Genomic DNA, 21,894 nt, shown 5'->3' with positions numbered 1-21,894 from the left:
CAGAAGCTCGCGCAGCGCCGAGGCTTCCAGCATCTGGTCGGCGAGCAGCTTCTTCAGCTTCGCGTTCTCGTCTTCCAGGGCCTTTAGGCGCTTGGCGTCGGACACGTCCATCCCGCCATACTTCGCCTTCCAGTTGTACAGCGTCGCCTCCGAGATCCCGCCGCGCAAAACCGCGATGATCTGCTCTTCCGTAAACCGCTTTCTCTTCATCAGTCCGTCCTTCAAACGAGGCCGGACTCTAATCCCAACTGGAGGAAATTACCCGCGGCAGGTCACATCGAATAAGGCTTGCCCATCCATGCTGGCCTCCATCCCCAGCCAATGTGTTGAATCAAATCCCCGCTGATTTGGGAATCCCCCTTCGATTCAGCCTCTCTTCATCCCGCCTTAGGCCGTAGTGGACTCCGAGGTGTCGCTTGAGGGATTTGAATTTCTTGCCGTCTTCAGACAGATAATGTGGTCTGGAAATACCGACCGCTTGGTTGACCGCGGGAATGAGTTAAGGCTCGGATGGCTGCGAAGACCGTCGGATAGCTTCAATGCAGAATTAACGCTGGCGATCAAATTGGGAAGGTCGCTCGAAGGCACCGCGTTCTTTTGTACGTAGGCCGCCACAATATCCGCAGGTGAGTTCCAACAAACCGGCGCTTGTAGTTGCTTCACTCTCGTTTGCCATTGTTAGATCGCCCCCTCTTGGTTTCCATTCAAGGCGGCCTTGGCCGGATGGCTCCCACACAACCAAACTTTTTGAGAGTGCTAGTGCTTGTACAAGGTGGCCGTCACCGGTGCTCGGATGCGGGCTGCGCGTGCGTTGGTGCGGTGGAGCGCGGAGGACTTAGTCGGCGCTGCTAGCTCTCGCGCTTGCGGCGGGTGCGCGGGTCAGGCAGCTGCGCGGTCGTTCTTTGATCTCCGCTAGGCATAGAGCCACTCCCAGATTTCAAATAACCGACAAGCATTTAGAAAAGGTGCAGTGCGGTCCTGACACTGTCTGTGATAGAGCGCCTTTGCCTCGTTCGTAGGCGAGGCTATGTGGGTCGCAATTGATGGCTGTACGCGATCCCGGAAAGTTGCGCGATCGTGGGCCAGCAAGGCAACCCTATCGGTAACGCAATGGGCAAACCGCAGCCGTCTTCAGAGGTGGATAAATTCAAACTTGAGCAGCCTGGCCCGTTTCCGGCGTGTCGGGCCGTGCGAACTGTTCGTCGGGCGCAGCTGCGAGAAATCGTCCCCTTATCGGACACGACCATTTATGAGATGGAACAGCGTGGCGAGTTCCCACGACGCTTCAATCTGACCCCCCGCTGTGTTGTTTGGGATCTGGCGGAGGTCGAAGCCTGGGTTCAGGCAAGGCGAAACGCATCGTCTGCCGGCGCAATCGAAATTGCCCCAGGTCCAGACGTGCGGTCGCGGAAGACGAGACCTGTCAAATCGGATCGAGGATGATCGCCGCCCCGGCAGCCGGCTGGAGTACGGGCTTGTGCTTCTTGCCTGCCGCCCATGCCTCAACCATGTCCGCCCATTCCTGCAGCATATGACGACGCTGCGGCTCATACTCAGCCTTGTTGTAAACACCACGCGAGGTACGGCTGTCTTCGTGTGCAAGGCATTTTTCGATCCAGTCGCGATTGAATCCGATCTCGTTTAGGAGTGTCGAGCCGGTTCGCCGTAGGTCGTGCACTGTAAAGGGCGCAAGTGGCAATTCTTGTTTTTTTGCGCGGTCGACAATGGCCATGGTGACCCGATTGAAGGTGGCGCGCGACATGGGTTCGTCGGCGTCATAGCGAGATGGCAGCACGTATCGCGAGTTCGCTGCGCAAGTCTTGAGTGCAATCAGGATATCGAGGCATTGGCGGGACAGGTAGACGTTATGCGGCTTTTTCCGTTTCATTCGCTCTTTGGGAATGCTCCAAACAGCGTTCTCAAAATCGACCTCGTCCCACGTCGCGTCCAGCAGCTCACCCTTCCGAACCATCGTGAGCAGGATCAGTTTTAGGCCGAGCCGTATCGTCGGCAACGTTGGCACATTTTCCAACTCGTTCAGCATGATTCGGATTTCTGCGGGGGACAATGCTCGGTCCTTTGCCTCGAAGGTGGCAATCGAGGCCGGTCCTACCTCGTCCGCTGGATTGGGAATCTTCTCGCCGTGCAGAATGGCATGACCATAGATCTGCTTAACAATATCCCGGACATGAATGGCTGTTGCCGGCGCGCCGCGGTCGCGCACCTTTGCGCAGAGCGCCCGCAAGTCGTCAGCTGTTATTTCTGTGAGGAGCCTTTTGTCCCAAATTGGCAAGATGTCTCGATCGAAGATGGCTTTGCGCATTGATCGCGTGCTATCCGCCATCTTGGCCTCGTTAAACCAGCCCCCGCCGGCATCGCCGAAGGTAGCCATTGCAGACAGGCGCCGCTTTTCACGCTGCTTTTCATGCGCCGGCGATTGTCCGGCTGCCACCATTTTTCGAGCGGCAATGCAGCGGTCGCGCGCTTCTGCTAGCGAGATGCCACCCTCACCATAGCGGCCCAGCGTAACTGTCTCTCGCCGACCATTCATTCGGTAGTCGTATCGGAACGAGATCTGCCCTGCGGGGGACACCGTGGCGTACATACCGTCACGATCAGCGACCTTGTATATTTTGTCTTTTGGTTTCAGCTTCTTAAGTGCAATGTCAGTGAGCATGGAGAGGACAATCTAAGCGCGTTTCCACATATCCAGCGCCAGATTTTACCGTCATCGATTTTACCGTCAAGGCCCGACCATATCATCGAAAATTCAACGGCTTACCTGAAGATTAGCTAACGTACTAGGAAGCGAGGTCGTGACGGTACTAGCTTCAAGGGAGGATGATGAGAGAAGGGATGCCGTCAGGCTTACCGCCAAATGATTCCGCTTGTGGGCGATAGTCAGCGATAGGCAAAGAGAGGAAAACGATTAAAATTCAAACAATTGACCGTATGCCGCCGATAGCCACCAAATGCTGGAGAACCACCGAGCTTTATTCCCACTCGATTGTTCCCGGCGGCTTGCTCGTCACGTCGTAGACGACGCGGTTGATGCCGCGCACCTCGTTGATGATGCGGGTGGCGGCGGCGCCGAGGAACGCCATGTCGTAGTGGTAGAAATCCGCCGTCATGCCGTCGACCGAGGTGACGGCGCGCAGCGCGCAGACGAATTCATAGGTGCGGCCGTCGCCCATGACGCCGACGGTCTGCACCGGCAGCAGCACGGCGAAGGCCTGCCAGATGGCGTCATAGAGGCCGGCCTTGCGGATCTCGTCGAGATAGATGGCATCGGCCTCGCGCAGGATCTCCAGCTTTTCGCGGGTGATGCCGCCCGGGCAGCGGATGGCAAGACCGGGTCCGGGAAACGGGTGCCGGCCGACGAAGCTGTCGGGCAGGCCGAGCTCCTTGCCGAGCACCCTGACCTCGTCCTTGAACAGTTCGCGCAGCGGCTCGACCAGTTGCATGTTCATGCGCTCGGGCAGGCCGCCGACATTGTGGTGCGACTTGATCGTCACCGACGGGCCGCCGGTGAAGGAGACGCTTTCGATGACGTCGGGATAGAGCGTGCCCTGCGCCAGGAAATCGGCGCCGCCGAGTTTCTCGGCCTCTTCCTCGAACACCTCGATGAACAGCCGGCCAATGGTCTTGCGCTTCTTTTCCGGATCCGACTCGCCCTCGAGCGCGCCGATAAAGCGGTCCGAGGCGTCGACCAGGATGAGCGGCAGATTGTAGTGCTGGCGAAACATCTCGACCACGCCTGATGCCTCGTCCTTGCGCATCAGCCCGTGGTCGACAAGGATGCAGGTGAGCTGGTCGCCGACCGCCTCGTGGATCAGGAGTGCTGCGACCGAGGAATCGACGCCGCCCGAAAGAGCGCAGATGACCTTGCCCTTGCCGACCTGCTTGCGGATCGTCTCGACCGCGTGCTCGCGGTAGGCGCGCATCGTCCAGTCGCCTTCGATGCCGGCGATCTTGTGGACGAAGTTTTGCAGCAGCCGGGCGCCGTCCGGCGTGTGCACCACTTCGGGGTGGAACATGATGCCGTACATCTTGCGCTCGACATTGCCGAAGATGGCGAAGGGCGAGCCTTCCGATTTGCCGAACACCTCGAATCCCTTGGGCAGCGAGATGACGCGGTCGCCATGGCTCATCCACACCTGATGGCGCTGACCGGGCGCCCACAGGCCCTCGAACAGCGGGCTGTCCTTCTGGATCTCGACGAAGGCACGGCCGAATTCGCGATGGTCGGAGCTTTCGGCCACGCCGCCCATCTGCACGCACATGGCCATCTGGCCATAGCAGATGCCGAGCACCGGCACGCCGGCGTCGAAGACAATCTGCGGCGCGCGCGGGCTGCCGATGTCGCCGGTCGAGGCCGGGCCGCCGGAGAGGATCACCGCCTTCGGATTGATGCGCCTGAACGCCGCTTCGGCCGACTGGAACGGCACGATCTCGGAAAAGACGCCGGCCTCGCGGATGCGCCTGGCGATGAGCTGCGTGAACTGGCTGCCGAAATCGACAATCAGGACGGTGTCTGGCAGGACGGTGTCTGGCAGGAGGGTGTCGGGACGATTGGCTATCTTCATGGCGAGCGTTTAGAGAAAGAAACGAGTCGGCGCAATGGGTTGCGAAGGCGTCTCTGTCACTCCGTTTCCGCGTCATGCGATGGTCCAAACTGCAGCGCATCGGAGCTGATCGCCTGTTCCAGCCGCGTCACCGCATCCGCCAGCTTCTCGTCGATGACATGGAGATACTCCTTCCAGTCCCCGACATGCCTGAGATCGGCAGCCCCGTCAGAAATGCCGCGCAGGCCGACGAGCGGCACGCCGAACAATTGGCAGGCACGCAGGCAGGCGAAGGTCTCCATATCGACCATGTCCTCGCCAATCGCATCATAGGCGCTGCCGGAGATGATCGCCGCGCCGGTCGACAGCGTCGCCTCCCTTATGCCTGGAATCCTGAACGGCAGCGGCACCGTCACCGGCAGGTCGAGAAACGGCGTCGCGCCCTTCTCGAAGCCCAATGGCGAGGCGTCGATGTCGCGGTAGGCGACCGAAACGGCTTGGTAGATTTCCGTCTGTTCCAGTGTCCGGCTGCCGGCCGAACCGAGCGAGACGACGAGATCCGGCAGCGCCTTTTCAGATTTGAGCCATGACAGTTCCGCGCCCAGCCTGACACCCGCTTCGACCGGCCCCACCCCTGTCATGACCGGCGTGAACAGCCGCTGCAGATGCGGCCCGTATTCGGCCTGCGCCGCCATCACGAAAAGGACGTCCCTGCCGGCAATTCTGACCGCCTTGCGCATCGGATCAGCCTTCAATGCCATCGCGCCCGACCACCGTCATCATCGTTCCAGTCATGGTGGCGATCAGCTTGGCCTCGCCGTCGACGGCGAAGGCATAGGCCTGGCCGTCGGCAACGATGATGGTGCGGCCGGGCTTGGTCACCGAGCCGCGGAACAGAAAACGCTCGCCCCGGCCCGGCGCCAGCAGATTGACCTTGAATTCGATGGTCAGCACACTGGAGCTTTCCGGCATCAGCGAGAACGCGGCATAGCCGCAGGCCGAGTCCAGCGCCGTCGAAATGACGCCGGCATGGAGGAAGCCATGCTGCTGAGTCAGCGCCGCCGAATAGGGCATCTCGATCTCGATGATGCCCGGCGTCACCAACGTCAGCTCGGCGCCGATCGTCATCATGGCGTTCTGGCGCGCGAAGGACGTCCTGACACGATCCTCATAATTGGGGGCGGGTACGATCTCTGCTGCCATAGCTTGTCACGCTCCTGTCAGAAAAGCTTATTGCAGAGGTATGAGCGGCAGGCAATCGCTATTGCTGCACTGCAGCAATCGGCCCGCCGGCAAGGTTCAGCCACCCTTGCGCAGTGCGCAGACATAAAACCCATCGGTACCGCTCAACGCCGGCGACAGCGAAATGCCGCCTGCTGCGCCGATACGTGCGGCCGCCTGGTGGCCCGGAAAGCGGCTGTCCCAGAGCTGGCGATGATCGACCGGGACAAAGCCGCTGTTACGATTCCTGAAGGCAGCGACCTGCTCGCCATTCTCCTCGTCGAACACCGAGCAGGTGATGTAGACCAGCAGCCCGCCCGGTTTGACGAAGGTCTTGGCGACATCGAGGATCGCCGATTGCTCGCCCTTGCGCGCATCGAGCTGCTTCTGCGTCAGCCGCCATTTGGCATCGGGCCGGCGCCGCCAGGTGCCGCTGCCGGTGCAGGGCGCGTCGACCACGACGATGTCCATGTGGGCCGCGAGTGTACTAAGTTCCGTCGGCTTGGTGACGATTTGCACGTTGCGGTTTTCCGAGCGGCGGATGCGGTCGAAGATCGGCGCCAGCCGCGCTTTTTCGGAATCATGGGCAAACACCTGGCCGCGATTGTCCATCGCCGCCGACAGGGCCAGCGTCTTGCCGCCGGCTCCGGCACAAAAGTCGAGAACCTGCATCCCGGCCTCGGCGCCAGCCAGCGTGGCGGCAATCTGCGAGCCTTCGTCCTGAACCTCGAACCAGCCTTTCTGGAAGGCCGGTTCGGCCTGCACGTTCGGGTGCCTGCCGTCGCCCGCGATCGGCGGGATGCGGATGCCGTGCGGCGCAATTCGTGCAGCCCTGGCGCCGGTCTCGGCCAGTTCGGCGAGCACCTTGTTGCGATCGGCCTTCAGCGTGTTGACCCTAAGGTCGAGCGGCGGGCGGGTCGCCAGCGCCGCACCTTCATCGACCCAGCTGACGCCGAAGGCCTGCTCGAAAAACGGTTCGCACCAATCCGGAATATCGGCGCGCACCGCCGGCGGCGCATCGTTTACCTGGCGGTCAGCGATGGCCTTCAGTTCATCGTCGTTCAACGGCGGCGGCGCAAACTTGTCACCGTCGAGCGCTTCGTTCAACGACTGCGCCGTCTGGTTCCATTCGAGCAGCAGCGCGCCAAAACCGATGGCGCGCGGCGTATCTTCGCCCAACAGCCAGCCGGCCGAGCGCTTTCGCCGCAGCGCGTCATAGACGATGTTGCCGATCGCGGCGCGATCGCCGCCGCCGGCGAAGCGGTGCGACAGGCCCCAATCCTTCAGCGCATCGGCGACCGGCCGGTGTCGCCGGCCGATATCCTCCAGCACTTCGATGGCTGCTGCCAGCCGTCCGCCCAGTCGCATCTTGTTATTCCGTTACTCAGCAAATCAATTCCGGGTCCTGCTCTAAAGCGCGCGACCGGCGCACACAAGCGGGGAGAGTCTTGCGGGCAGAGGGCGCTCGCTTCAGGTTTGCGCTGCCCCCTCACCCTGACCCTCTCCCCGTGAGAACGCCAGATCAAACGCAGCTCTCTTGATATCAGCGGCCCTCGCATTGCTATGCTTTCAAACTTTTGAAGTTGCGATAGTCTTCCGCTGCGTGATTCGCCAAGAACTGCAAGCGGATCGGCGGGAAATTACAAGGAGAGGGCAATGAAGACTTACCTGGCGGAAGTTCTAGGCACATTTCTACTGGTGTTCATCGGCACGGCTTCGGTGGTGACGGGCGGCTTCGGCGGCGCGCTGCCGCTCGGCCAGGAAGGCATCGGTCTGGCATTCGGCATCGGCCTGATCGCGGCGGCTTATGCGATCGGCCCGATCTCGGGTGCGCATCTCAACCCGGCGGTGACGCTCGGCGTGTTCCTCGCCGGCCGAATGGAGGCCAAGGACGTCATCCCCTACTGGATCGCGCAGGTCATCGGCGCCATCATTGCGTCGCTGGCGCTGTGGATCATCGTCTCCGGGCAGGTCGGCGGCCATACCGGCGGCTTCGGCGCCAACGGCTGGGATGCGACGAAGTGGGGTGTCAGCTCGGCGCTCCTGTGGGAACTGATCGGAACCTTCACCTTTGTCACGGTCATCCTCGGCGTCACCAGCGGCAGCCACGCGACGGCCTTTGCCGGCCTGGTCATCGGCCTGACGCTGGCAGGACTGCACTTCGCCATCATTCCGGTGACCGGCACGTCGCTCAATCCGGCCCGCTCGATCGGCCCGGCGCTGTTTTCGGGAAGTGCGGCGATCGGCCAGCTCTGGCTGTTCATCGTCGCACCGCTAATCGGCGGCGCCATCGCCGGCGTGGTCGCCAAGACCCGTATCTTCGAGAAGGACTGATTTTCCAAGGCTTCAATACAAAAAGGCGCGGGTCAAGGCCCGCGCTTTTTTGTTAGAGAATCACTTGCCGCCTCAGGATCGGGCAAGATCGAAGCGGTCGGCGTTCATCACCTTGGTCCAGGCAGCGACGAAATCCCTAACGAACTTCTGCCCGGCGTCCGCCGACCCGTAGACCTCGGCAAGCGCACGCAACTGCGCGTGCGAGCCGAAGATCAGATCTGCGCGGGTGCCGGTCCACTTGACCGCCTTGGTCTTGCGGTCGCGCGCTTCGTAGACTTCATCGGACCCGGCGGCCGGATCCCAGACCGTGTCCATGCTGAGCAGGTTGACGAAGAAATCGTTGGTCAACGTGCCCGGCCTGTCGGTGAACACCCCGTGCTTCGACTTGCCGGTGTTGGCGCCGAGCACCCGCAACCCGCCGACGAGCACCGTCATCTCCGGCGCCGTCAAGGTCAGCAGCTGCGCCCGATCGACCAGCATCGCTTCGACCGACATCGGCTGCTTGCCCCGGACATAATTGCGGAAGCCATCGACTTTTGGCTCGAGCGCGGCGAAGGACTGGACATCCGTCTGTTCCTGCGAGGCGTCCATGCGGCCTGGCGTGAAAGGCACCTCCACGTCATGGCCGCCGTCCTTCGCTGCCTTCTCGACCGCGGCGACGCCGCCGAGAACGATCAGGTCGGCAAGCGAGACCTTCTTGTCGCCTGTCTGCCCGGCGTTGAACTCGCTCTGGACGCCTTCGAGCTGCGCAAGCACCTTCGACAGTTCGGTCGGCTGATTGACGTCCCAGTCCTTCTGCGGCGCCAAGCGGATGCGTGCGCCGTTGGCGCCGCCGCGCTTGTCGGAGCCGCGGAAAGTCGAGGCCGAGGCCCAGGCGGTCGAGACCAGTTCGGAAACAGACAGGCCAGAGGCCAGGATCTTCGCCTTCAGCGAGGCGATGTCCTGCTCGCTGATCAGTTCGTGATCGATAGCCGGGACAGGGTCCTGCCAGATCAGCTCTTCCTTCGGCACGAGCGGGCCGAGATAGCGGACAACCGGACCCATGTCGCGATGGGTCAGCTTGAACCAGGCGCGAGCGAAGGCATCGGCGAAGTGATCCGGATTCTCATGGAAACGCCGCGAGATCTTCTCATAGGCCGGGTCGACCCGCAGGGCGAGGTCGGTGGTCAGCATCGCCGGCGCGCGGCGCTTCGACGGATTGTGCGCGTCCGGCACGGAGCCTGCACCGGCGCCGCCCTTCGGCGTCCACTGATGGGCGCCGGCCGGGCTCCTGGTCAGTTCCCATTCGTAGTTGAACAGATTATCGAAGAAGTTGTTGCTCCACTTGGTCGGCGTCGTGGTCCAGGTCACCTCGAGGCCCGAGGTGATGGCGTCGCCTGCAATGCCGGTGGCATGCTTGCTCGACCAGCCGAGGCCCTGCGCCTCGATGCCGGCGCCTTCCGGCTCCGCCCCCACCAGCGATGCATCGCCGGCGCCGTGGGTCTTGCCGAAGGTGTGACCGCCGGCGATGAGCGCCACGGTTTCCTCGTCGTTCATGGCCATGCGTGCGAAGGTTTCACGGATGTCGCGTGCCGAGGCCAACGGATCGGGCTTGCCATTCGGCCCTTCCGGGTTGACGTAGATCAGCCCCATCTGCACGGCGCCGAGATGGCCCCGAAGTTCGCGGTCGCCGGAATAGCGCTCGTCGCCGAGCCACTTGGTTTCCGACCCCCAATCCACGTCCTGCTCGGGCTCCCAGACATCGGCGCGCCCGCCAGCGAAGCCGAACGTCTTGAAGCCCATCGATTCCAGCGCGACGTTGCCGGTGAGGATCAACAGGTCGGCCCAGGAGATCTTCCTGCCGTATTTCTGCTTGATCGGCCACAGCAGCCGGCGTGCCTTGTCGAGATTGGCGTTGTCCGGCCAGCTGTTGAGCGGCGCGAAACGCTGCTGGCCGGCGCCGGCGCCGCCACGGCCATCGCCGATGCGATAGGTGCCGGCGCTGTGCCAGGCCATGCGGATGAAGAGCGGGCCGTAATGGCCGAAATCGGCCGGCCACCAATCCTGCGAATCGGTCATCACCTGGTGCAGGTCCTTGATCACCGCATCGAGATCGAGGCTCTTGAACTCCTTGGCGTAGTCGAAGTCCTCGCCCATCGGGTCCGAGACGCTCGACTGCTGGTGGAGAACGGCAAGGTCAAGCTGGTTTGGCCACCAGTCACGGTTGGTCCTGCCGGCCGACCCATGCGCGACCGGGCATTTGCCGGCGCTGGTGTCATCGGTCTTTGCGTCCATCGTTCTCTCCGACTTGTTGATTTCCGGGATTTGTTGATTTCCGGGATTGTTGATTTTCCGGACGGGCCCTGAGCCACGCCATTCTGGAATGGTTCCAGACTAGGCCGCCTTGCCGATAAAAACAAATTGCCTTTCCTGTTTGTTGCGATAGGATTTTCTTATGATAGGTCTCACCGTCCGGCAGATGCAATATTTCGAGGCACTGGCACAGACGCTGCATTTCGGCCGCGCCGCGAAACTGGGCGGCGTCAGCCAGCCGGCGCTGTCGTCGCAGATTGCAGAAATGGAGTTGCGGCTGAATTGCCGGCTGTTCGAGCGCGGCGGCAAATCGGTGCGGATGACCGACGAGGCACTGGCCATGCTGCCACGTATCGAGCGCATTCTTGCCGACATCCGCGAGATCGAGACCACGGCCCGGCGCGGCCGCCCCGCCATGGAAGGGCGCTTCCGGCTCGGCATCATCCCGACGGTGGCGCCCTATCTGCTGCCGCATGTGCTGCCGGAACTAAAACGGCATTTCCCGGCCTTGCAGCTCGAATTGCGTGAAGCGGTGACCGCCTCGCTGGTCGAGGACACCGCGCTGGGAAAGCTCGACGCCTTCATCGCGGCCCTTCCCCTCGATCAGCCCGGGCTGATCACCGAGCCGCTTTTCTCCGACCGGTTCTTCCTTGCCGTGCCGGCCGGCGATCCCGCATTCGCCTCGCCGCCGGTGCCGCCGGAAAGCCCGGCATTGGAAAGGCTGATGCTGCTGGAGGAAGGCCACTGCCTGCGTGAACAGGCGCTTGCCGTCTGCGGCAGCGTGCGGCCGGTGGCAATGGCGAGCTATGGCGCGACCAGCCTGACGACGCTGCTGCAGATGGTGGCGCACGGGCTCGGCGTCACGCTTATCCCGGAAATGGCGGCAGGGCCGGCCAGCGCCATGCGCGATTTGAAGATCGTGCCGTTCCAGGAGCCGATGCCGCAGCGCACGATCTGCCTCGCCTGGCGGCGCAACAAGGTCCGGCATGACGAATGCGTCGAACTGGCCAAGATCATCCGCGGCCTGGACGAGGCGGTGCTGGCGGCGTGAGGGTGGGGATGTCGGCCAGAGGGTCCGACCGCCTTGGCATGCCGCGCAGCAGTCCTACATTCGTTATGTAGGCCAGAACAAGGATAAGCGCCGACTAAAAAATCGTCGAATGCGGAAACATATTGGCGCTTGTGCCAGACCGAAGCCCGATGCCCGATGTCACCGGCAGCGAAACTGGTTGCGCAAGGGGCGAGTTCGCATATTCTGGTTGTGGCAGAAGCGTTTACAACATGGGAGGAGTAAATGTCCGACAAGAAAATCTCGCGTCGCGGGTTCCTGGAAAAGTCCACAGCCATCACCGCCGGTGCGGCTGCAGCGACGACGCTCTCGGCCCCGGCCGTACTGGCGCAGTCGCCGGTCACCATCAAGATGCAGACCTCCTGGCCTGCTTCGGACATCTGGATGGATTTCGCGCGGCAATACATAGAGCGCGTCGAAAAGATGTCCGGCGGCCGGCTGAAGTTCGAGCTCCTGCCCGCGGGTGCGGTCGTGGGCGCGTTCCAGGTGCTGGATGGCGTCAATGACGGCGTCATCGACGCCGCGCATACCGTCCCCGTCTACTGGTACGGCAAGCACAAGGCCGCGTCGCTTTTCGGAACTGGCCCTGTGTTTGGCGGCAGCGCCACCACCATGCTCGCCTGGTTCCACCAGGGCGGCGGCAAGGATCTCTACCGCGAGCTGACGCAGGAGATCATGGGCCTCAACGTGGTCGGCTTCTATGGCTTCCCGATGCCGGCGCAGCCGTTCGGCTGGTTCAAGAAGCCTGTCACGACCACCGCTGAACTGCAGGGATTCAAGTATCGGACGGTCGGTCTTGCCGCCGATCTCATGCAGAACCTTGGCCTCAGCGTGGCGCAGCTGCCCGGCGGTGAAATCGTGCCGGCTATGGAGCGCGGGGTTATCGACGCCTTCGAATTCAACAATCCGTCATCCGACCTTCGCTTCGGTTCGCAGGACGTCGCCAAGCACTACACCTTGTCATCCTACCATCAGGCGAGCGAGTCGTTCGAATTCCTGTTCAACAAAGACGTGTTCGACGACCTCGACGATGATTTGAAGGCCATTCTCGAATATGGCGTGGAGGCGGCCAGCACCGCGAACACCGCGCTCGCCCTCGACAACTATTCGGCCGACCTGCAGAAGCTGCAGACCGAGCACGGTGTCACCGTGCACCGCACCTCGAAGGAGATTCTCGACGCACAACTCGAGGCTTGGGACAAGATCATCCCGACGCTGGAGGCGGATGAGTTCATGAAGCGGGTGCTCGACAGCCAGCGCCAATGGGTCGAACGCGTCGTCTACTACGAGCTTATGAATTCAGCCGACCTGACACTGGCCTACGAACATCATTTCCCCGGCAAGCTGAAGCTCTAATTCGCGCCTCCGCTTTGGCAAATCCGGCGGTCTTGCGGGCCGCCGGATTGCACCTGACGGAACCCGAGACATGCTCCGCTACATTGCATTCGCCGATGAACTTTCGGCATGGTTTGGAAAGGTGTTCGCCTGGAGCGTCGTCGTCATGACGCTCGGCGTGAGCTATGAAGTTGTCGTGCGATACCTGTTCAGCGCGCCAACCGCGTGGGCATTCGACCTCAGCTACATGCTCTACGGCACCATGTTCATGATGGCCGGCGCCTACACCTTGTCACGAGACGGGCATGTGCGGGGCGATTTCATCTACCGTCTGTGGAGGCCGCGCGTGCAAGCGGCGGTCGAACTTGTCCTCTACATCATCTTCTTCTTCCCAGGCGTCACGGCGCTGATTCTGGCCGGCTGGAAGTATGCCGCGCGCAGCTTCCGCTATCTCGAGGTAAGCTCGAACAGTCCGGCCGGGATTCCGATCTTCCAGTTCAAGGCCGTCATCGTGGCGGCAGGCATCCTGCTCTTCGTGCAGGGGATTGCCCAGGTATTCCGCTGCGTCGTCTGTCTGCGAACCGGAACATGGCCGCGCGCGGCTGAAGACGTGGAAGAAACCGAGAAGGTGCTGATGGAAGCCAAGACGCTCGATGTTCTGCATCACGGTTCGGAAGCAGTCGACCTCCCGTTCCTCCACCCCGACAATAAACCCGACCGCGACGGAGAAGACAGATGAGCGATCCTCAGGTCGCCGTCGCGATGCTGCTCATTCTGCTTCTGGCGATCTTCCTTGGCTTCCCGGTTGCGTTCACTTTGATGGCGCTCGGGGTCGCCTTTGGCTACTACGCTTATTTAAATCCGGGACGGATGTGGCGCGCCTACGAACGGGCGGTTGAGGATGGTGCCGACGGCTGGACGCTTGCGGAGCATTGGGTCGGCGGCTTCTTCAACAACCGCATTTTCGATCTGTTCGTGAATCAGACCTATTCAGTGATCTCGAACGACGTGCTGACCGCCATCCCGCTGTTCCTGTTCATGGGCTACATCGTCGAGCGGGCCAACATCATCGAGCGCCTGTTCGGCACCCTCTATATCGCCACCCGGCACGTTCCTGGCTCCATGGCGGTCGCCGCCCTCATCACCTGCACCCTTTTCGCTACGGCCACAGGCATTGTCGGCGCGGTCGTGACACTGATGGGCCTGCTGGCGTTTCCCGCCATGCTGAAGGCGCGTTACGACGTCAGCTATGCCTCGGGAGTGATCTGCGCGGGCGGAACCCTCGGCATCCTCATTCCGCCGTCGATTCTGCTCATCGTCTATGGCGCGACGGCGGGTGTGTCGGTAGTTCGTATGTATGCGGCAGCCCTGCTTCCAGGACTGCTGCTTGCCGGCCTTTATCTGATTTATGTGGTGACGATGGCGGTGCTGCAGCCGCAGCTGGCGCCGAAGCCGACCCGAGACGAGGTAGGGCACTATTCGGTCCTGCAAATCAGCTGGATGCTGCTGACTTCTTTCGTCCCTCTGGCGGCCCTGATCCTCGCGGTGCTCGGCGCCATCCTCTTCGGCCTCGCCACGCCCTCGGAGGCTGCCGCCATCGGCGCGCTCGGCGGCGTCGTGCTGGCCGCCGCCTACCGGGCGCTGACGTGGCAACGCCTGAAGGAGTCCGTCTATTTGACGGCGCGCACGACCGCGATGGTGTGCTGGCTGTTCGTCGGCTCCGCGACCTTCGCCTCAGTCTTTGCCTATCTGGGAGGCCAGCAACTGATCAGCGATTTCGTCACCGGCCTCGACATGTCGCCGCTGATGTTTCTGATCGTCGCCCAGATCATCATCTTCATCCTGGGCTGGCCGCTGGAATGGACGGAGATTATCGTGATCTTCGTTCCGATCTTCCTGCCGCTATTGGCGCATTTCGAGATCGATCCGCTGTTTTTCGGCGTGCTCGTCGCAGTCAACCTTCAGACGGCCTTTTTGTCGCCGCCCATGGCGATGTCGGCCTACTACCTCAAGGGCATTTCGCCGCCGCATGTTCAGCTTTCGGATATTTTCCGCGGAATGATGCCCTATATGCTGATCGTTATCCTGTGCATGGTCATCATCTACGTCTTCCCGCAGATCGTGTACGGGCTGCCCAACATGATCTACGGGGGCTAAGGACGGGCGAATGGAGGACAACAGATGAATTTGAGCCGCTTCCTGGCCGTCCTGGCGTTTGTAGCTTTTCTGGCGTTTTTCGGCGTCGTAGTCCGTTTCGTCCCACATCCCGATCTGGGCGTTGCGGTCGGCATCGGCGTCCTCCTTGCGGGCTACGATCTATGGAGCCAGTTGAGGTCTCGCGCGAGGTAACAGCCGGCTTGGGGCGGTCGTGGAAAGCTGCATGGCTGCAGCGTCGATGCGGGCAAAGAGCCGAACCGTCAGCTCGGCCTGAGAAACATCAATTCAATCAAATCCTCGTGAATTGTACCGGACGCCCGGAACCGCAGACGCGTTCCCAGCATTGATTTTATGGAGGAATCTGCGTCCAGAACAGGGAGCAGTGTTATGGCTTACCGTGATTATATCCATACGCCGGTGACGCCACGCGACATCCGATGGGGACTCCAGCAGGGGGCCGTCGCGGGCATTGTCGCAGGCATCGTCTTTGCGGCGTTCGAAATGGCGGCGAGTGCGTTCATGATGGGGGCGGAAGCGTTCTTCATGCCCCTGCGCATGATCGGCGCCATCGCGCTTGGACCGGAAGCCCTCGATCCCGGCTACCCGCTCTTGACGGCCAGCATCGCCGGCGTGGTCGTACATTTGATCCTGGCCATCGCCTATGGGATCGTGTTCGGGGAGATTGCCGCAATGCTGCGAGGGCGAGCAGCCTTCATCGGTCTCGGGAGCGTCTATGGCCTCTCCTTGTGGCTCGTCAATTTCTATGTGATCGCGCCGATCGCATTCCCCTGGTTCCTGCAAGCAAGCCCGGTCGTGCAGTTCATTGCCCACACATTCTTCTTCGGTACCGTCCTCGGCTGGTACCTGTGGAAGTCGCACGAGAGAGGCGGGCTCGAAGGACCGGCGGTTTAGCATTGCCAGCACCGAGCTGGCACAGTCGGATTGAAGCGGAAAGAGTGCTCACACCCCGCTTCAAGCCGTCTTCGGCGTCACCAGGCCGAGTTCGTCAACCATCGCCTCGCGCATGAGAAACTTCTGCGGTTTGCCGGTCACGGTCATCGGCAATTCGGTGCGGAAGCGGATGTGGCGCGGGATCTTGTAATGGGCGATCTGGCCGGCGCAGAAGGCCTTGATCTCCTGGTCGGTGGCGGTCTGGCCCGGCTTGAGCACGATCCAGGCACAAAGCTCCTCGCCAAATTTCGGATCGGGGATCCCGAACACCTGCACTTCCCTGACCTTGGGGTGGCGGTAGAGAAATTCCTCGACCTCGCGCGGATAGACGTTCTCGCCGCCGCGGATGACCATATCCTTGACCCGGCCGACGATGTTGCAATAACCCTCGGCGTCGATGGTGGCGAGGTCGCCGGTGTGCATCCAGCCGTCGGGATCGATCGCCTCGCGGGTTTTTTCCTCGTCGTCCCAATAGCCCTTCATCACCGAATAGCCGCGCGTGCAGAGTTCGCCCGGCGCGCCGACCGCAATGGTCGCGCCATCGGCATCGATCGCCTTGACCTCGACATGGGGGTGGACGCGGCCGACGGTCGAGACGCGCTTTTCCAGCGGGTCGTCGACGCTGCTCTGGAACGACACCGGGCTGGTCTCGGTCATGCCATAGGCGATTGTCACCTCCGCCATGTGCATCAGCGACACCACCTTCTTCATCACCTCGATCGGGCATGGCGAGCCGGCCATGATGCCGGTGCGCAGGCTGGTGAGATCGAAGGTGTCGAAATCCGGATGGTCGAGCAGGCCGACGAACATGGTCGGCACGCCATAGAGGCCGGTGCAGCGCTCGCCCGCCACCGCTCTCAGCGTGGCGCCGGCATCAAACCCCTCGCCCGGGGAAACCATCGTCGCGCCCTTGGTGACGCAGCCGATCGTGCCCATAGACATGCCGAAGCAGTGATAGAGCGGCACCGGGATGCACAGCCGGTCGTCGACGGTGAGCCTGATCGCCGAGGTGACGAAATTGCCGTTGTTGACGATGTTGTTGTGGGTCAGCGTCGCGCCCTTGGGCGCGCCTGTCGTGCCTGAGGTGAACTGGATGTTGATGGCATCGCCGGGCTTCAGCCCCTCGGAGATCCGGTCGAGGCTATCATGCTCGTCGCGCCCGCCCATCGCCAGCACGTCGGTGAAATTGAGCATGCCGGGCGAATGCTCCTCGCCCATGCGGATGACGATTTTTAGCGCCGGCAATTTTTTCGCCTCGAGCTCGCCCGGTGTCGCCGTCGCGATCTCCGGCGCCAGCGTCTCGATCATGCCGAGATAGTCGGAGCTCTTGAATTTGACGGCCGTGACCAGCGCTCGGCAAGCGACCTTGTTCAGCGCATAGTCGAGTTCGGCCAGCCGATAAGCCGGGTTGATGTTGACCAGGATCAGGCCGATGCGGGCGGTGGCGAATTGCGTCACCAGCCACTCCCAGCGGTTCGGCGACCAGATGCCGACGCGGTCGCCTTTTGCCAGGCCGAGAGCCAGGAAGCCTGCGGCCAGCGCGTCCACCGTGTCTGAAAGTTCGCTCCAGGTGAAGCGCTTGTCCTGGTCGACGAAGACGGCGGCATCGAGCGTGCCGTATTTGCTGACGGTGTCCGAAAGCAGCGCCGGGATCGTTTGCTGCAGCAGCGGCACGATGCGCTCGCCCGATACATGCGCCCTGCCGTCGACCGGCGCGACAAACGTGGCCCCATTGCCCGGGCGGCGACCGCGCAGGCTGGTGGCATTCTTCAACTCGTCGAGATTGATCGGCATTGCCGTCTCCTCCGCAGGCGACCCGAGTCTATCAGCCTGCCGGGGTGGTGGAAATCCCGTTGATGGTTTTGGAGCGCAATCCCCTCCCCCTTGAGGGCAGGGTGCCTCGCGAAGCGAGGCGGGTGTCTCGCGTCGAGCACTGCCGCAACGACCCCACCCGTCCATCCGCCTTCGGCGGCTGTCCACCCTCCCCTCAAGGGGGAGGGAAGGCACCCATCTTCGCCGCGATGTCGCGCATGACAGCCTCGTCGGCCGCCGCACGCGGCTTCCGCGATGCGACGAGGCAGGCCTGCGAGCGCAGGATGACGCCGTCCGCCAAAACCTTCAGATGGTTGGCGCGCAGCGTCGAGCCTGACGTGGTGATGTCGACGACGACATCGGCCAATCCCGCCGCCGGCGCGCCTTCGGTGGCGCCGAGGCTCTCGACAATGCGATAGACCTGGATGCCGTGCTTTTGCGAAAAAAACTGCTGCGTCAGCCGCCAGTATTTTGTGGCTATCCTGAGCCGCCTGCCGTGGCGCTGGCGGAAATCGGCGGCGACATCGTCGAGGTCGGCCATCGTATCGACGTCGAGCCAGATCTCGGGCACCGCCACCACGACATCGGCATTGCCGAAACCGAGGCGGGCGACGATCTCCGCGCGCGCCTCCCAGTCGGCGAGGCTTTCGCGCAACAGATCCTCGCCGGTGATGCCGAGGTCGACCGAGCCCTGGCCGATTTCGCCTGCGATTTCTGACGCCGACAGGAACGCCACCTCGACCGCTTCCACGCCTTCGATGCGGGCGCGGTATTTGCGCTCGTCGCCGGGCAGGCTGACGGCAAGCCCGGCCCCGGCCAGCACCTCCAGCGCCTGCTGCTTGAGCCGGCCCTTCGATGGAATCGCCAGGGTGATCATTGCGCGTTCTCCCGCAACGCTTCGATGCGATCGAGCCAGACGGAAAAGCCGACGCCGGGGATCGGCGTTTTCGCGCCGAGCAACGTCAGCAAGCGGTCGTAACGGCCGCCGCCGGCCAGCGGCCGGTCACCGTTTTCCGCCGCGATCTCGAAGACCAAGCCCGTGTAGTAATCGAGCGGACGGCCAAAGGCGGCGTCGTAGCGGATTTTTGCCGTGGACAGGCCAAGCGCTTCGATCGCCTTGGCGCGCGCTGAAAAATTCTCCAGCGCCGCGCCCAGCGAAACGCCGGCGCCGGCTGCGAAGGTTTCGAGCGCTTTTGCCGCGCCGTCGAGCGTCACATCGATCGCCAGAAAATCCTTAAGCGCCGAAAATGCCTCGTTCGACAGCCTGACGCTGCGCAGCTCGGCCTTTTCGATCAAGCGCCGCGCAATCTCGGTCGGCGACCGTCCGGCCGACGCCGACAGACCCGCCTGTTCCATGCCGCCGGCGATGTGCGAGGAAAGCGCTTCCAGATTGCCGTCGAGGACAAGGGCTGCGACCGCGCCGGCGAGCTGGCCGTTGCGCGGCGGATTGGCGAGGTCGGCCAGCGCTGCCTCCAGCATCGCCGCCGAACCGAAGGCGCGGGCCAGCCGCATGCGCCAGCCGCGCGGCAGGCCGAGTGCGGCGAGCACCGCCTCGAAAACAGTCTGGTCGCCGAGCGTGATCGTTGGTTCCTGGCCCGGCAGCACCAGCGAAAGCAGCGCATGCGCATCGGCCAGCGATCGGGCATCGGCCCGTGCGATGTCGCCGTCGCCGAGATCCTCGATACCGGCCTGGAAAAACTCGTTTCCGCCCTCGCGGCGCTGGCGAAACACCTCGCCGAGATAGGAATAGCGGCGCGGCGTTCCGGCTTGGCTGGCAATGTGGTCGAGGCAGACCGGGATGGTGAACTCCGGCCGCAGGCAAAGCGTCTGTCCGGTCTCGCTTTCGGTGAGGAAAATACGCCGGCGCAAATCCTCGCCGGCCATGTCGAGGAACGGGTCGGCCGGCTGCAGCACCGCCACCTCGACCGCATGCGTGTTGCGCGCAGCTAAGAGTTTTGTGATGTCTGATGCGATGGCGGGGTAGCGGGAGGTCATGCAGCACCACCTTGCCTTCTCCCCTTGTGGGAGAAGGTGGATTGGCGCGCAGCGCCGAGACGGATGAGGGGTGCTGGAAGAAATGAGGCGACGGCGCTCCCTGGAACACCCCTCATCCGACCGAGCTTCGCTCGGCCACCTTCTCCCACAAGGGGAGAAGGGAGCGGCGCTCTACTTGCCACGCGCCCGCTCCTCCGCCTGCGCCGCAAGTATCTTCCTTACCTCGCCAACCAGATCGCTTTCCGCCACCGTCACCTGCGCCGGGCGCGCGGAGCGCCATTCGGCGTTGTCCACAATCTCCGCCGACATCCGGGCGCCCTCGATCAAGTCCTTGATCTGCACCTCGCCTTTCGCCCGCTCGTCGCCGCCCTGGATGATGGCGACCGGGCTGCCGCGGCGGTCGGCATATTTGAGCTGCGCCTTCATGCCGGCGCCGCCGAGATACATTTCCGAGCGGATGCCGGCGGCGCGCAGCTCGGCCACCATTTTCTGGTAGCGGCCGAGACTGTCCGTGTCCTTGTCCATGGTGAGCACGACGACCGGCGCGATCACGTCTGATGTATCGAGCTTGCCGAGGTTCTTCAGCGCCGTCATCAGCCTGGAGACGCCGATGGAAAAACCGGTCGCCGGCACCGGCTCGCCACGAAAGCGCGACACCAGCCCGTCATAACGGCCACCGCCGCCGATCGAACCGAAGCGCACGATCAGGCCGTCCTCATTGGGGATTTCCGCCAGGAGCTCGGCCTCGTAGACCGGACCGGTGTAATATTCGAGGCCGCGCACGACGGAACGATCCATAACTATGCGGTCTTCGCCATATCCAGCTGCCCTTACCAAGTCTTCAATGGTTGACAGTTCGGCAACGCCTTCGTTGAAGAACTGGCTGGCTCTCACTGCGGAATCCGGGTGCCCTAAATCACCTCGCTCAATCTTCGCTGTAGCGTAAAGAACTGCTTCAGCTTGAACATTGTCCAGCCCTGCGCCCTTGGTGAAATCTCCGCTCTCGTCCTTGCGCCCTGCGCCCAACAGCAGACGAACACCCTCGATACCAAGCTTGTCCAGCTTATCGATTGCCCGCAGCACGGACAGCCGGCGCCCAGCGTTCTCATCGCCGCCAAGGCCGATCGCTTCCAGCACGCCGTCGAGCACCTTGCGATTGTTGACCCTAATGACGTAGTCGCCGCGATTGATGCCGAGCGCTTCCATCACATCGGCCATCATCATCGCCATTTCGGCGTCGGCCGCGACACCTGGCGTGCCGACCGTGTCGGCGTCGAACTGCATGAACTGGCGGAAGCGGCCAGGGCCGGGCTTTTCGTTGCGGAACACCCAGCCGGAGCGGTAGCTGCGATAGGGTTTCGGCAGGCGCTCAAAGTTTTCAGCGACAAAACGGGCCATCGGCGCGGTCAAATCGTAGCGCAGCGACAGCCACTGGTCGTCGTCGTCCTGGAAGGAGAACACACCCTCGTTCGGCCGATCCTGATCGGGCAGGAATTTGCCCAGCGCATCGGTGTATTCGATCAGCGGCTGGTCGACCGGCTCGAAGCCGTACAGCTCATAGACCGAGCGGATCGTCGCCATCATCTTCTCGACGGCACGGATATCCTCGGCGCCGCGGTCGACAAGCCCGCGCGGCAGCCGCGCTTTCATCTTTTCCGATTTGTCGGCCATGGCATGGGTCTTTTCGCTAGGTAAAGCTGACTTGTTTCGAGTGGGCGTGTCCTAACCGATGGGGCTTGGCGCGGCAAGGGTTTGCTCCCTGCCTTCTCCCCGTGCGGGAGAAGGCGAGAAGCTGAAACAATTCCGCCATAAGCGCGGCATCGTGCCGACACAATCGCAGCCGATAAAGCGCGCCGAAACAAGGGGTTCGGGCCATGACCTTGGCGCGGAAATTCGACATCATCAACAGCCGCACCCGCGAGCTGCCCGCCCAGCTGAGGCCGGCCGATCATCATGCACCGGGACCTGCAGCCCAAATGGCGGGACCGTTCGAGGTTGCCGCAGACAAGCGTACGGGACCGACCATGCGCGATGCGCTGCTGACCAGCCTGCTCGTGATCTATCCGGCGTTTGCCACGATAGCGGCTATCGTTGCCGGGCTCTTTCTGGCGGGCGCCGGCGCTTGAGTTGTTGAGCGCCCCTTGCCTTCTCCCCTTGTGGGAG

20 protein-coding genes are annotated in these 21,894 nt (G+C 62.6%); 8 read left to right on the top strand and 12 right to left on the bottom strand.

Annotated features, from left to right (window positions below):
- A partial coding sequence (locus AC0L2V_RS03230; RefSeq protein WP_473519387.1) for a transposase occupies positions 1-210 on the bottom strand: 210 nt, incomplete at its 3' end.
- Between the two features lie 177 nt (positions 211-387).
- Positions 388-588, bottom strand: coding sequence for a hypothetical protein (locus AC0L2V_RS03225; RefSeq protein ID WP_473519416.1), 201 nt, complete (start codon positions 586-588; stop codon positions 388-390).
- 522 nt (positions 589-1,110) lie between these two features.
- Here AC0L2V_RS03225 and AC0L2V_RS03220 point away from each other — a divergent pair.
- Complete coding sequence (locus AC0L2V_RS03220) at positions 1,111-1,443, top strand: helix-turn-helix transcriptional regulator (RefSeq protein ID WP_473519386.1); 333 nt, start codon at positions 1,111-1,113, stop codon at positions 1,441-1,443.
- Here AC0L2V_RS03220 and AC0L2V_RS03215 read toward each other — a convergent pair.
- From AC0L2V_RS03215 to AC0L2V_RS03195, 5 genes are all read right to left on the bottom strand, one after another.
- Positions 1,424-2,677 (bottom strand): tyrosine-type recombinase/integrase, encoded by a 1,254-nt coding sequence (locus tag AC0L2V_RS03215; RefSeq protein WP_473519385.1) that lies wholly within the window; start codon positions 2,675-2,677, stop codon positions 1,424-1,426. The genes AC0L2V_RS03220 and AC0L2V_RS03215 overlap by 20 nt on opposite strands.
- 316 nt (positions 2,678-2,993) lie before the next feature.
- Positions 2,994-4,586 carry a glutamine-hydrolyzing GMP synthase gene (guaA, locus tag AC0L2V_RS03210; protein WP_473513796.1) on the bottom strand — a complete coding sequence of 531 codons (1,593 nt, stop codon included), beginning with the start codon at positions 4,584-4,586 and terminating at the stop codon, positions 2,994-2,996.
- Positions 4,587-4,642: 56 nt separating this feature from the next.
- Positions 4,643-5,305, bottom strand: coding sequence for a 5'-methylthioadenosine/S-adenosylhomocysteine nucleosidase (locus tag AC0L2V_RS03205; protein WP_473513820.1), 663 nt, complete (start codon positions 5,303-5,305; stop codon positions 4,643-4,645).
- Positions 5,306-5,309: 4 nt separating this feature from the next.
- On the bottom strand, positions 5,310-5,768 hold the full coding sequence (locus tag AC0L2V_RS03200) for a PaaI family thioesterase (RefSeq protein WP_023800372.1): 459 nt from the start codon (positions 5,766-5,768) through the stop codon (positions 5,310-5,312).
- A 96-nt stretch (positions 5,769-5,864) separates the two neighbouring features.
- Positions 5,865-7,154, bottom strand: coding sequence for an RsmB/NOP family class I SAM-dependent RNA methyltransferase (locus AC0L2V_RS03195; protein WP_473519384.1), 1,290 nt, complete (start codon positions 7,152-7,154; stop codon positions 5,865-5,867).
- Positions 7,155-7,442: 288 nt separating this feature from the next.
- Here AC0L2V_RS03195 and AC0L2V_RS03190 point away from each other — a divergent pair, with 288 nt between their 5' ends.
- Positions 7,443-8,120, top strand: coding sequence for an MIP/aquaporin family protein (locus tag AC0L2V_RS03190; RefSeq protein WP_027152432.1), 678 nt, complete (start codon positions 7,443-7,445; stop codon positions 8,118-8,120).
- A 72-nt stretch (positions 8,121-8,192) separates the two neighbouring features.
- Here the strand turns inward: AC0L2V_RS03190 and katG are convergent, their stop codons facing one another.
- On the bottom strand, positions 8,193-10,394 hold the full coding sequence (gene katG, locus AC0L2V_RS03185) for a catalase/peroxidase HPI (RefSeq protein WP_287236166.1): 2,202 nt from the start codon (positions 10,392-10,394) through the stop codon (positions 8,193-8,195).
- 160 nt (positions 10,395-10,554) lie between these two features.
- Here katG and AC0L2V_RS03180 point away from each other — a divergent pair, with 160 nt between their 5' ends.
- The 5 genes from AC0L2V_RS03180 to AC0L2V_RS03160 all read left to right on the top strand — a co-directional run bounded on the left by AC0L2V_RS03180 (position 10,555) and on the right by AC0L2V_RS03160 (position 15,885).
- Positions 10,555-11,463 carry a hydrogen peroxide-inducible genes activator gene (locus AC0L2V_RS03180; RefSeq protein ID WP_128186375.1) on the top strand — a complete coding sequence of 303 codons (909 nt, stop codon included), beginning with the start codon at positions 10,555-10,557 and terminating at the stop codon, positions 11,461-11,463.
- A 243-nt stretch (positions 11,464-11,706) separates the two neighbouring features.
- Positions 11,707-12,837: a TRAP transporter substrate-binding protein gene (locus AC0L2V_RS03175; protein WP_091597465.1), complete on the top strand. Its 1,131-nt coding sequence runs from the start codon at positions 11,707-11,709 to the stop codon at positions 12,835-12,837.
- A gap of 70 nt (positions 12,838-12,907) precedes the next feature.
- The gene (locus tag AC0L2V_RS03170) at positions 12,908-13,555 is read left to right on the top strand and encodes a TRAP transporter small permease subunit (RefSeq protein ID WP_027152428.1); all 648 of its coding nucleotides are present in this window, start codon (positions 12,908-12,910) and stop codon (positions 13,553-13,555) included.
- A complete protein-coding gene (locus AC0L2V_RS03165) occupies positions 13,552-14,973 on the top strand; it encodes a TRAP transporter large permease (RefSeq protein ID WP_473513803.1) in 1,422 nt (473 codons plus the stop codon). Before AC0L2V_RS03170 ends, AC0L2V_RS03165 begins: the two co-directional genes overlap by 4 nt.
- Before the next feature lie 387 nt (positions 14,974-15,360).
- A complete protein-coding gene (locus AC0L2V_RS03160) occupies positions 15,361-15,885 on the top strand; it encodes a hypothetical protein (protein WP_473513805.1) in 525 nt (174 codons plus the stop codon).
- Positions 15,886-15,945: 60 nt separating this feature from the next.
- Here the strand turns inward: AC0L2V_RS03160 and AC0L2V_RS03155 are convergent, their stop codons facing one another.
- The 4 genes from AC0L2V_RS03155 to hisS form a co-directional block, all read right to left on the bottom strand.
- Positions 15,946-17,718, bottom strand: a complete 1,773-nt coding sequence (locus AC0L2V_RS03155; RefSeq protein ID WP_473519383.1) for an AMP-binding protein — start codon at positions 17,716-17,718, stop codon at positions 15,946-15,948.
- A gap of 193 nt (positions 17,719-17,911) precedes the next feature.
- Positions 17,912-18,613 (bottom strand): ATP phosphoribosyltransferase, encoded by a 702-nt coding sequence (gene hisG / locus AC0L2V_RS03150; protein ID WP_473513809.1) that lies wholly within the window; start codon positions 18,611-18,613, stop codon positions 17,912-17,914.
- A complete protein-coding gene (locus tag AC0L2V_RS03145) occupies positions 18,610-19,731 on the bottom strand; it encodes an ATP phosphoribosyltransferase regulatory subunit (protein WP_473519382.1) in 1,122 nt (373 codons plus the stop codon). The genes hisG and AC0L2V_RS03145 overlap by 4 nt, the downstream gene beginning before the upstream one ends.
- 171 nt (positions 19,732-19,902) lie before the next feature.
- Complete coding sequence (hisS, locus tag AC0L2V_RS03140; protein WP_473513813.1) at positions 19,903-21,402, bottom strand: histidine--tRNA ligase; 1,500 nt, start codon at positions 21,400-21,402, stop codon at positions 19,903-19,905.
- Positions 21,403-21,605: 203 nt separating this feature from the next.
- Here hisS and AC0L2V_RS03135 point away from each other — a divergent pair, with 203 nt between their 5' ends.
- Positions 21,606-21,857, top strand: a complete 252-nt coding sequence (locus tag AC0L2V_RS03135) for a hypothetical protein (RefSeq protein ID WP_473513815.1) — start codon at positions 21,606-21,608, stop codon at positions 21,855-21,857.
- The last annotated feature ends 37 nt before the right edge of the window (positions 21,858-21,894 follow it).

The organism is Mesorhizobium sp. WSM4814, assembly GCF_055811595.1.
This window is presented reverse-complemented; position numbering and strand designations above follow the sequence as displayed.